A 2457-nucleotide genomic window follows, 5' to 3' on the forward strand; every position below is an offset into this window, starting at 1 on the left:
TAGTTGATTGTGTGTATCTTGCAACATTAAATTTAGGAGTAGATTCAACGTACGTTAAAGAAGGAATGTCAGTAACAATTTGTTTGACAATACTACTCATAAATTTAAATAATTTTTCTATTGTGTCTTCTTCAAAAAGTTCATCATCATACTTACACTGTAAATATAAATTACTGTTCTTTTCAAAAACTACAATAGTTACTGGATAATCGAGCTTTTCAACTGCTTGTACATCGTCTATTTCTAGTTTAGCATTTGATTCAGGAAGGTCATTTGATTCTAATGGATAATTTTCATAAATAAACACAGTATCAAATAATCTAGTTCTGTTAGTCTGTAATTCTGCTAAATTTACACCACCATTGGCTAAAGCACTTTGATTAATGGTCTGCAGAGAGCTAAGGGCTAATTTCAAATCAGTGTTACTGTGTTCAAACTGAATAGGTACTGTTTGAATATATAAACCTACACTGTCTTCAATTCCGTTAATTGGATATTGTCGTCCTGAATTGACGACACCAATTGTCGTTTCCTTGATTCCACCATAGACACTCAAAAGCTTATGCCATGCATATTGAAGAATTATATTTATTGTAATTCCATTTGCTTTAGAGAAATGTTTCAATGAATCATATATCGGATTTTCCAAAATAAAGACCTGATCTCTCGGTTTTTGAATAAGATTAACTTCTTCAATTTTAGTTTGGGATTTATCAACTCTAAATAAACCTGAAATGTCCGGATGGCTTACCTCGTTAAGATTTTCATCCCAATATTTTTTAGCATTCTTTAAATTATTATGAATAAATCGTTGTCCTTCTATATATGCATCGTCTACTTCCATAGAAATATCACTATTAGTGAATAGTTCATAATAAAAATTATGAATATTATTCATCAAAAGTGAATTAGACCATCCATCTAGAATTGCATGATGATTTATCAATACACAGATATACCTATTATCTGATGTTTTTACAAGCCTTACTCTGAATAAAGAACCATCTGAGAGTGTGAATAAATTATTTCTCTCTTTTAAAATTAATCTATCAATTTCATCAGTTTCAATATACTCAAAGTCTAGTTTTCCTTTTTTATGTATTATTTGAACAACTTCCCCGTCCACAACATCTAAAGATAGTCTAAGACTTGGATATTTTTCTTGAACTAATTTCCATGACTGTTTATAGAGATTAACATCAACTGAACTATTGTATTCAAAAGTATATGCACACATATAGGCATTATCATTTTGAAAATTATTTAAAGATTGATACATAAATCCTTGTTGCAATGAACTTGCGGGTAAAATATCAATTATCTCTTCAGAATGTTGAATTTTATCTAAACTATCTTGCTCAATTAGATAATTAATATCATCTAATGTCAAATATGTTCTGGTTATTTGATGTAGATTATTAATTAAATTAATAATTTCTTCTTTTAAGTATTGAGAAATCAAATCGAGATTTTTAATTTTCCCACTCAGTTCAATGAATAATTGTTTTTGGTATATGCCTCCATTAATAACCAAACTTTCATTAGGCTCAGAGCTAGACATAGGACCTAAATCTGTTTTTACGATAGACCATTCTGTTTCTGCAATTCCTAAATCTGGTATTTCTTTAGAATACAATTTTGTCTTCACTAAATCTATAGATATCTTTTGTGGATAAATCGAAGTAAACCAACCTACGGTCCTTTGAATATCAATATCTGGATCAATATTTGCTCGACCATGTGACTCTAATTGTACGTATGTTTCTTCTGATGGCCAAATTCTATTCAAAGCTCTAGCCAAAGAAGTCAATAAAATATCATTTACAGATGTATTATATACTTTATTAATATTATTTAATAAAATAACCGTCAAATCAGTTGAAATTTGGAAATCAGAAGACTGAATCTTTTCCTGAACTTCATAATCTTGAAATTCACACGGATAATTATCAATAAAATCATTTTGACGATTTATTAAAGCATTTCCCCACTGTCTGTAACTTGTCCCTTTAGGAGGGAGCTTTTGCCCATTATATAACGCCTTGAGATCAGAAGTAAGTATTTCCCAAGATACTGTATCAATAATTAAATGATGGCAAATAATTCCGAGAATATTTTGTGAACTAATATAAACGAACTTATACAGTTGTTGAGATAGGTCGAAGCTATTGTCCAAATCATTCAAAGCAGAGTTATCTTTTATTATTTCCAATTGAATATTGTCTATCTTGTTACCATAGTACTGTTTATTATTTTTAAAATAGATCCTCATAGAGTCATGGTAATTAACCAACTCTAGTAAGGCATATTCTAATTTTTTTAAATCTATACCTTTAGGTAATTTAATACCGAATCCCTGGTTAAAACATTCAGAAAAATTGTTACTGAAAAACCATTCTTGAATAGGTAGTTTATTGAGTTCACCAGTTAAAATTCCTTGCTCAGAAACAATAGTCT

General features: G+C 29.3%; 1 protein-coding gene. It reads right to left on the reverse strand.

Going from position 1 to position 2457, the window contains the following annotated elements:
• Positions 1-2457: condensation domain-containing protein (locus AB5287_RS09840; protein WP_368221151.1), on the reverse strand; the 2457-nt coding region annotated here is incomplete at both ends.

The sequence above is a fragment of the Bifidobacterium sp. RTP21102st3_E2_RTP21102_210122 genome, from assembly GCF_040916945.1.
GTDB classification, from domain to species: domain Bacteria; phylum Actinomycetota; class Actinomycetes; order Actinomycetales; family Bifidobacteriaceae; genus Bifidobacterium; species Bifidobacterium longum.